The 9436-nt window shown below is 43.2% G+C and carries 8 protein-coding genes; 5 read left to right on the plus strand and 3 right to left on the minus strand.

What is annotated here, in order from left to right:
• On the minus strand, positions 1-301 hold a 301-nt coding region (locus tag KGY70_12405; protein MBS3775985.1), incomplete at its 3' end, for a hypothetical protein.
• A gap of 126 nt (positions 302-427) precedes the next feature.
• Complete coding sequence (locus tag KGY70_12410) at positions 428-1435, minus strand: NAD-dependent epimerase/dehydratase family protein (protein ID MBS3775986.1); 1008 nt, start codon at positions 1433-1435, stop codon at positions 428-430.
• A gap of 197 nt (positions 1436-1632) precedes the next feature.
• On the opposite strand from KGY70_12410, the gene KGY70_12415 reads away from it, so the two are divergent.
• From KGY70_12415 to KGY70_12425, 3 genes are all read left to right on the plus strand, one after another.
• Positions 1633-2241, plus strand: a complete 609-nt coding sequence (locus tag KGY70_12415) for a riboflavin synthase (protein MBS3775987.1) — start codon at positions 1633-1635, stop codon at positions 2239-2241.
• Between the two features lie 87 nt (positions 2242-2328).
• Positions 2329-3378 (plus strand): sensor histidine kinase, encoded by a 1050-nt coding sequence (locus KGY70_12420; GenBank protein ID MBS3775988.1) that lies wholly within the window; start codon positions 2329-2331, stop codon positions 3376-3378.
• A complete protein-coding gene (locus KGY70_12425) occupies positions 3375-4523 on the plus strand; it encodes a glycerate kinase (GenBank protein ID MBS3775989.1) in 1149 nt (382 codons plus the stop codon). The genes KGY70_12420 and KGY70_12425 overlap by 4 nt, the downstream gene beginning before the upstream one ends.
• 39 nt (positions 4524-4562) lie before the next feature.
• Here KGY70_12425 and KGY70_12430 read toward each other — a convergent pair whose 3' ends face one another.
• Complete coding sequence (locus tag KGY70_12430) at positions 4563-5321, minus strand: patatin-like phospholipase family protein (GenBank protein MBS3775990.1); 759 nt, start codon at positions 5319-5321, stop codon at positions 4563-4565.
• Between the two features lie 246 nt (positions 5322-5567).
• On the opposite strand from KGY70_12430, the gene KGY70_12435 reads away from it, so the two are divergent.
• A complete protein-coding gene (locus KGY70_12435; protein ID MBS3775991.1) occupies positions 5568-6467 on the plus strand; it encodes an ABC transporter ATP-binding protein in 900 nt (299 codons plus the stop codon).
• Between the two features lie 12 nt (positions 6468-6479).
• Positions 6480-9436 (plus strand): ABC transporter permease (locus KGY70_12440; protein MBS3775992.1); only part of this gene is annotated, 2957 nt, incomplete at its 3' end.

Genomic DNA, 9436 nt, shown 5'->3' on the forward strand with positions numbered 1-9436 from the left:
CCGATATCAGATAACCTACCCCTTCGGAAGTGAATTCAATCCTTCCTTCCAGAATGCTTGTTTTTAACTTGATCTTATATTTCCCCGTTTTTACTTCATCCAGATAATCCTTACGCTCCAGCTCGGCAAGGGTGTCCATAACCAGCCTTCTTTTATGTTTGTTTCTTATATTCAACTGACTGGAAACCTGTTTGTAATTATATGATTTTGTAGGATGCCTGTTGAAAAATTCAAGCACCTCTTCTGTCAATCTTTTCTTTAGTTTGGCTTTTGACTGTTTTTTACTCTTACTCTTTCCCATTAAAATTTTAATTTGTTTTGGATATTAAAAGTTACTAAGCCTTTTGGCTTGATAACAAATATCTTTGATTTGAATAACTGTTCTTAATTCATTACCCGTTAGAACGAACCTGAGGATAGAGGTATTTTAACCTATATGCTCAAGTGAACTAACGGTATCTGCAATGGATTGTTGCAAAGATATAAACTGGTGGCCGAGCATTTGTTTCACCTTTTCATTAGAGTATCTCACACGCTTATGGGCCGATTCATGAAGCTCCCTGGTTATTCGGGGTTTCTGCATAAAAAGCTTACCCCGGACACGCTCAAGCTTCCAGGCAATATCAGTCATAAAAGGTTTAATCTCCCTCTGCGGAATCTTACTTTGAAATGCTTGTGCTATCTGTTGAAAAAGTTCTTTATACGTATGGTTTCCTTCTGAAACAATAAACCGTTCATTAACCATGTTGTTTTGCATCAGTTTTATCAGTATGCTGCATACATCCCTTACATCTGCGAATCCCGTCATACCAGACGGATAAAAACCAATACCCTTTCGGATGACCTTAAAAAAGCCGCCCGGCCCTTTTAATGGAATACAGGGACCAAGCACAACAGAGGGATTCACCACTACCGCATTCAATCCTTCTTCAACAGCACGCCATACCTCAAGTTCAGCTTTAAACTTACTTTCACCATAATTGGAATCCCGACTGGGAAAATTGCCAAAAAAGTCCTCTGTAATAACCTGACCTTCCCTTGCCGGGTCTAAAGCTGCAACAGAACTAATATAGGCCACCTTGGGCACTTCGTTTTCAAGGGCTGCATTCACCACATTTGCCGTACCCCGGATATTAGCATCCAACATCGTATACTTATCCCCAGGATCAAAAGATACCATAGCTGCGCCATGATAAATCTCATCTGCTTTTTGGGTTACCTCCAGAAGGGTATGATATTCCAGAATATCCCCGTCCACCCAATCAACCTTCCTGAAGAATGTATCATAATCCCGGGTATAGTATTTAAATACATCCTTTACGAGTTGCAGGTTGCTTGATGGCCTCTTCAGGGCCACCACCTCATTGCCCCCGCCAATCAATTGATAAAGCAGATGGGCTCCTATAAAACCCGTTGCTCCGGTTACAAATATCATAATCCAAGCCGTATTATTCCTTTTGGACGGAATGTTAACAGAAAATTTATGTAGCTGTCAAATATGCAATATAATTTAACAAGAAACAACAAATAATTTCTAAATTCGCCAGGGAAATTCTCGACTGACTTTTTTCTTTACTGCAAATTGCATTAAACCATACAACACCTTTTTAGTAAAACCATAAACAAAGATCTATGTTTTCAGGAATCGTTGAAGAAGCAGCTCCAGTCGTTGATCTGGAGAAAGAAGGGGGAAACCTTCACATCACTATGGAATGCTCGTTTGCCGATCAGCTCAGCATTGACCAGAGCGTTTCCCACAATGGAGTATGCCTTACAGTGGTAGATGTAAATGCCGAAAAGAAAAACTTTACAGTAACCGCGGTCAGGGAAACGCTGGAAAAATCGAACCTGGGTTCCCTAAAAATCGGAGATAAGGTCAACCTGGAAAGGAGCATGAAAGCAGACAGTTTCCTGGACGGACATATCGTCCAGGGTCATGTAGATCAAACCGCCCGATGCACTGAAGTAAGAGAAGCAGAGGGAAGCTGGTATTTCAAATTTGAATATGATCCATCCCAGGAAGATTACATCACTGTTGAGAAAGGCTCAATCTCTATAAACGGGGTCAGCATGACCGTTGTGAATTCAAAGGAAACCTCTTTTGAAGTGGCTGTTATTCCCTACACCTACAACATCACAAATTTTCATCAAATCAAGGCAGGAACCATAATGAACCTGGAATTTGATGTAATCGGAAAATATGTAGCCAAAATTGTCAGGCAGCAACTGGGCAAGGAATAATGCCAATGGATTAAAATCGGCTGAATATCATAAAATTATTTCACACCCGTTTTACGGAATAATATCAATCCTTTCAATTGTTGCATTATGAGGACCAGTTCGCCCAAACAGATGGCTGTTAATATTTCCCTGGCATCTGCATTCATTTCCGCAGTGGTATTGTTTCTGCTGCTTTTCTCAGACAATAACACCGAGCTCCTGGCTGTGATCTTTGGAATACTTGTCATTTTTATTTCTGTTTTCATTGTGGTATACCACATGTTGAACAGTTTTATTTTTGAAAAGATCAATCCTATATACAAGACGATCCATCAGAAGAACATTCCGGAGAAGGATCTGAAGCGTGATCTTGAAGAAAAGGACATCATCAGCGAGGTCAACGATGAAGTAGTTAGCTGGGCAAAGAACAAAACCCGGGAGATTGCCCAGCTCAAGCAAATGGCACGCTACAGAAAGGAATTTCTCGGCAATGTATCGCATGAGCTTAAAACTCCCATCTTTACAATACAGGGATATGTGCTTACCCTCCTGGACGGTGCCATTGATGATCCGGAGATCAATAAAAAGTACCTAAAGAAAGCCGAAAAAAGCATCAACCGGTTGATATACATTGTGGAAGACCTTGAAGCGATCACCAAATTCGAATCCGGCGAGCTCACACTGGACTACGAAACTTTTGATATCGTTTCCCTGATGAAAGATGTATTTGAGACCCAGGAACTGAAAGCTAAGGAAAACGGTATCAGGCTGACCTTTGACTCCAAATACGACAAGCCGATCAAGGTTTACGCCGATAAGGAAAGGATTTTTCAACTGGCTTCCAATCTAATTGTCAACTCTATCAACTATGGGCAAAGGAATGGGAGAACCACGGTATCCTTCATGGATATGGGCGACAACATTCTAATTGAGGTGACCGACAACGGCCTGGGTATCGAACAGAAAGACATCCCAAGGATTTTTGAAAGATTTTACCGGGTAGATAAAAGCCGCTCACGGGAGCAGGGCGGAACAGGCCTGGGTTTGGCAATCGTAAAACATGTGATTGAAGCCCATAATCAAACCATCAATGTAAGAAGCACTCCGGGCAAAGGTACTTCTTTTGCCTTCACCCTGAGCAAAGCGAAGAAGAAATGATAAAAATACTCATTGCACCGGATTCCTTTAAACACAGCCTTTCTTCATTAGATGCGGCCGATAGCATTTGCACCGGAATTCAAAAGATTTTGGGAGAGGTCATAATCTGCCTCTCGCCTGTTGCCGACGGAGGGGAAGGTACCGTTCAGGCGCTGATTGATGCTACTGATGGAATACTGGAAAAAGCGCGGGTACACGACCCGTTAATGAGAATGATTACCGCTTCTTACGGTATTCTGGGAGATGGAAAGACAGCGGTAATTGAGATGGCCAGTGCCTCCGGCATTGAACTTTTAAAACCGGAAGAACGGGATCCCCTTAAAACAACAACCTACGGAACCGGCGAACTGATCAGCCATGCACTGGACAACGAATGCTCCAGAATCATACTGGGGATCGGGGGAAGCGCAACCATTGACGGTGGGGCCGGCCTGCTGGCAGCTTTGGGTGCATTGTTCCTCGATCAAAATGATAAAGCCTTCCTACCCTACGGTGGAAATTTGGATCAAATCCACACGCTGAATTTCGATGCTATTGATCCCCGCCTGAAGGACATCCGGCTCCGTATCGCCACCGACGTGGACAATCCACTGACGGGTGAAAAAGGGGCAGCAGCAGTATATGGCCCACAGAAGGGTGCTGGACCCCAGGAAGTCAAAAAACTGGAAGAAAATCTGAGCAGTTATGCCGATTTGCTGGAAACTTATACGGGAAAACATTTTCATTCCATGCCCGGTGCCGGTGCGGCAGGAGGTTTGGCCATTAGCTTGCTGGCTTTTGCGAATGCACAGATTGAGAGCGGGTTTACATTGATTGCAAAAGAGACCGGTCTGGAAGATAAAATTAAAGAGGCAGATGTGGTCATCACCGGAGAAGGCAAAATTGACGAGCAGACGGCTTACGGTAAAACCGCCTCCGGAGTTGCACGGCTGGCGAAAAAACATAATAAACCCCTGATCGCTGTGGCAGGTGCTGTGGATGAAGGCACAGATGTATTGTACGATAAGGGCTTTGACCTGATCTTACCCATAACAGAGGGTCCTATTGATCTTGAAACTTCACTCCGGGAAGCACCAAAACTTCTGGAAAATACAGGAAAGAGAATTGGCCGGATACTGAAGCTGAATGATAAATTCAAGAGATAATCTCAGTACATAAAAAATTAATATTATGTATTATATCAATCATAGATTGTCTCTCAGTTTATCGATCGACTCCGTATATCCTTTTTCTATGAGATCTTCCACCTGATCCATGTCTGATCTGTTAAATGAGGATAAGTCCGGCTGAATGATTAAATCAGCGTCCTCTGTCTGAAGTTTTGTTGATGCCTGTAAAGTAAAATGAAAGCTGTTTACCAGAACGTCAATGATGTTTTCAGGCTTTTTATAGGAATGTTTCGCGTTTAAGTCAACTCCAATGATGTAACTGGCACCCATATCTTTTAATGTGTGAATGGGAACATTTTCCACAATTCCACCGTCTACTAAAAGTTTCCCTTCAATTTCCACCGGCTTGAATATACCGGGAATTGATGTACTCGCCATAGCAGCATCTGCAACTGAGCCTTTATTCAAAACTATTTTTTTGCCATTGGATATGTTTGTTGCAATCATAGCCAATGGAATAGAGGATTCCGTAAATTTTTTATCACCAATATATTTTGTGATAAGCTCTCCCAGTTTTTCGTTTGAAAGCAGGCCGTATTGAGAAAGAGAAATGCCAGAAATATCCATCCATTCGAGTTCCAACGCTATTTCTTCAATCTCGTTCCATGGTTTGTCAAAGGCATAAAAAACTGAAACAAAAGCCCCTATACTTGTCCCGGCAATGTAATCTACTGATATATTAAGCTCTTCCAGTGCCTTCAAAACACCAATGTGAGCAGCACCAAGTACCGCCCCGCCTCCAAGCGCCAGTCCGACTTTTTTGTCTTTCTTCACTTTTTTAATCTATAACCTGATTTTTATTTTGTCAATTAACGAAAATTAAATTTGGGTAAAATTAAATAAATTTAAAAAAGTTTTTGTTTTTGTAATAGATTCTATTTTTATGTGTCTTATTACTATAAAATGTATGATTCAATCTGAGAAAAGGACCCAAAAAACTAACCTGGGATTAAAACCTAGTTAGGGGTAATCCTTCAACAGTTGTCCCTTAAATTTTAGTTGATCTTTAAAATTAATTCTGTGGAAATTCACATTGATCATTTAAACAAAATTTATGGCAAGGATTTTTATGCCCTTAGGGATATTTCGCTAACCATTGGCAACGGAATGTTCGGGCTCCTCGGTCCCAATGGAGCAGGAAAGTCCACCCTGATGCGCATTCTGGTAACTCTTATGAAGCCTACCACCGGCAAGGTCACTGTCAATGGCATGAACATCCATAAACACCGGAAGAAGGTCCGGCAAATGATCGGATACCTTCCCCAGGACTTTCGATTTTTCTCAAAACTTAAAACGTGGGAATTTCTTGACTATTCAGCAGCTCTTTCCGGACTGAACAATAAAAAACAGCGCAATGAAGCAGTTGACCAGATGCTTGAGGAAGTGGGGCTTTTTGATGCCCGCGACCGCCAGGCAGGAAAGCTGTCAGGAGGTATGAAACGGAGACTTGGTATTGCCCAGGCACTTATAAACAATCCCAAACTGATTGTAGTTGACGAACCGACCACAGGCCTCGATCCGGACGAAAGAATCCGCTTCAGAAACCTGTTGTCCAAAATATCAGGAGAAGAAAGGATCATCATCCTTTCTACCCATATTGTGGCAGACATTTCCAGCACATGTAACCAAATGGCCCTGCTGAATCAGGGAGAGCTTGCCTTCAGGGGCACGCCGGAAGAACTGGTAGATAAAGCAAGAGGTAATGTTTGGCGTGTGATCCTGACCACGATGGAACTGGAAAAGATAAAGGAAGAATACCCTGTTATCTCCACGGTGATGATGGAAAAAGGATGGGAAGTCATACTGGTAGCTGATGAACTCCCTGATTATCCCGGCGAAAGGATTGAACCCGACCTGGAACATGCTTATGTCCATTTCATGGACAAAGAATTAAATCAATATATGGTTAGTGAACTTTAACACCATAAAAAAATGTTCTCCTTCAGCAATTTCAATACGGTTGCCCGGTTTGAGTCCAAAACACTCATGCGGAGCTGGTTTTTGCGCATTTTTGCCATCATTGGCCTGATCGTTCTGATACTCTTCAACATTCTGGTTTCCCAGCAGGAATTTTCTCCGAGGATCCTGCGTGGATTGCCGACCAACATACCCTATGGTTCCCTACTGATATTTAATGTGATTCAGGCTGTTATTGCCTCTTTTCTGGCAACTGACTTCATGAAACGCGACAAAAAGCAGGATACAACGGAAGTCATCTATGCGCGTCCCCTATCCAACGGTGAATATATCTGGGGAAAAATCTACGGCAACCTTCGGGTATTTCTGGCACTGAATGTGCTGATCCTCATCATTCCGCTCATATTTACGCTGGTTACCAAGGATATGGTCTTTGACCCTCTGGGATACGGCCTGTATTTCGTGCTCATCTCCATCCCTACCCTGTTGTTCATTTTTGGGCTCTCATTCTTTCTGATGGCACTGATACGAAACCAGGCAGTGGTGTTGCTTATACTGTTGGGATACATTGCACTGACACTCTTCTATCTCAATGACAAGCTCTTTTATATCTTCGACTATATGTCGTTCAATATTCCCATGATGTGGTCTGAATTTACGGGATTGGCAAATCCTGACCGAATCATACTGCATAAAGCCCTCTACATCTCACTGGGGCTATCCCTGGTTTTTTTTACTGTGCTGTTGATGAAGCGCCTGCGTCAATCGAATTCCAATTACTGGATTTCCATAGCGGGCGGTATTCTTTTCCTGGGCGCAGCTTCATGGCTTACCGTAAATCATGTGGATCAGGAGATCACCATGCGCCGTTTCAGGGATCAACTGATCAAGCTGAACGACCAGTACCTGAAAACTAATGTCCCCGTAGTTAATCAATACAAGCTCAATCTGAAACACGAGGGGGGAAAGGTTAGTCTCATTGCCGACATGACAATTCGTAACAGGGGCAATGAAGCACTGGATACAATAATATTCAGCATCAACCCGGGATTTAAGGTGGATAAGTGCAGCATCAATGGTCAGGAAAACGGATACGACCAAAAACAACACCTGGTCCTCATAGATAGAAAACTTCCGGTCGGTGACTCGGCAAATATCACCCTCAGTTACGATGGCTATCCCGACGAAAGGGTTTGTTATCTTGAAGTGCCCAATGATCTGCTCTTCCGTGGTGAACACGAGATGCTGTTTCGTGTGCCTAAAAAATTCAGCTTCCTCAACTCAGAGTATCTAATGTTTACACCGGAACTGCTTTGGTATCCTCTCCCCGGAACTGGCTTTTCATCAAAAAACGTGGCAGGTTTTCCCAAAAATTTCTCAGATTTTCAGCTCACTGCAGAAGTTGGAAGAAACATGAGGGTGCTTAGCCAGGGCAAACCAACACAGAAAGACAACAAATGGACATTCGAACCGAAAGAGCCGCTCACCTGCCTCTCGGTAATTGCCGGAAAGTACCGGCGCGATTCACTTACCGTGGGAGAAATTACCTACAACATATATTACAAGAAAGATCACGATTTCTACAAACCGTTCTTCAGTGAAGTTCAGGATACCATTCCTTCGCTTATCAACCGGGTAATGGATGATTATGAATCGCAAATCCATCTGGATTATCCATTCCGGGATTTTTCCCTGGTTGAAGTACCGGCTCATTTCTATGCCTACAAGAAAAATTTTACGCTTGCCAATGAAGCCTCACTGCCGCAGATGGTGATGATGAAAGAGCGGGCATATTCGATGAATGGCGCCGACTTTCCAAGAATGGTCAGGCGTTTTCAAAGAAGAGGAAGAGACAGTGATCGTTCACCCGAAGAAATGAAAGCGGATATCTTCAGAAGGTTTATCCACTCCAATTTCATTGAAGGAGAAGACTTCCGCCGGGGGTGGTTCGACCAGGACAACGTAACTGGCAACACCAAGATATTTCCGAATTTTGTTTCCTATTGCAATGATTTTGGAGTGGAGGAATTGCCGGTGATGAATCCTGTGCTGGAACGATACATCGATAACCGGGCAGCCGAAGACAACCGCGGCTTTTTCTTCGGCAACGATGGGGTTGGGGCACAGGAAAGGGCAAACCTCCTGTTACAGGAAAATTCGTTTGCAGAATTGATGAGTGATACATCCAATTTTGTCCGGCTCAGCGATGTGATTGATGTGAAAGGATCCCATTTCATCAACCTGATGAAGCATTTTGCCGGTTCCGCCGATTTTGATCCTGTACTCGACAGTTTCATCGTAGCCAGCAGATACAAAAACAACGCAGGAGAGCAGTTTCTGGATTATGTAAAAAACCGTTACAACGTCGACACAGAAAAGTATATGAGCGATTGGCTTTATGCCAGAGAGTTACCTGCTTTCACCTTCGAAAATGTAGAGGTTTATTCCTATTATAAAGGAGAAAGGCCCAGATATCAGGCTGAAATAACCGTGACGAACACCGGAGGCAGTCTGGGACTTGTACAATTAAGCATGCGCATAGGCCGCCGCAGAAACAGCAGTATGTCGGAAGAGCAAGCCGTCACTCTGGAACCGGGCCAAAGCAAAAGAGTGGGTATCAACGTGGGAGAATCGCCGTCCATGATGATTGCCAACACACTCGTTTCCTCCAATATGCCTTCAACCTTAAGATTTCCCTTAAGAAATATTGAAGAGGATGAAAATGCAGCAGGGGGTGCGTTTGTCAGGGAGACTGAACCTCCCAAACCAAATGAAGAAGCCATTGTAGTTGATAACGAAGATCCCTATTTCCGTCTCCTGGAACCTGAAAAAGCTACCAAGTTAAGGGATCTGCTCAGAAACAAAGAAAATCAGGATGAATATACCGACGTCAATGTTTGGCGACCTCCGGAAGAATGGCAAAAAGCCATTCACAACCAGTTCTACGGCAAAGTGAAATTATCAGCTGTATA

The organism is Bacteroidales bacterium, from assembly GCA_018334875.1.
In the GTDB taxonomy this organism is placed as follows: Bacteria; Bacteroidota; Bacteroidia; order Bacteroidales; family UBA12077; genus JAGXLC01.

Bases quoted from the DNA above. Each gene is read 5' to 3' on its own strand.
- KGY70_12425 (MBS3775989.1), top strand. From the start codon at position 3,375: ATGATAAAAATACTCATTGCACCGGATTCCTTTAAACACAGCCTTTCT.
- KGY70_12415 (MBS3775987.1), top strand. From the start codon at position 1,633: ATGTTTTCAGGAATCGTTGAAGAAGCAGCTCCAGTCGTTGATCTGGAG.
- KGY70_12420 (MBS3775988.1), top strand. From the start codon at position 2,329: ATGAGGACCAGTTCGCCCAAACAGATGGCTGTTAATATTTCCCTGGCA.
- KGY70_12410 (MBS3775986.1), bottom strand. From the start codon at position 1,435: ATGATATTTGTAACCGGAGCAACGGGTTTTATAGGAGCCCATCTGCTT.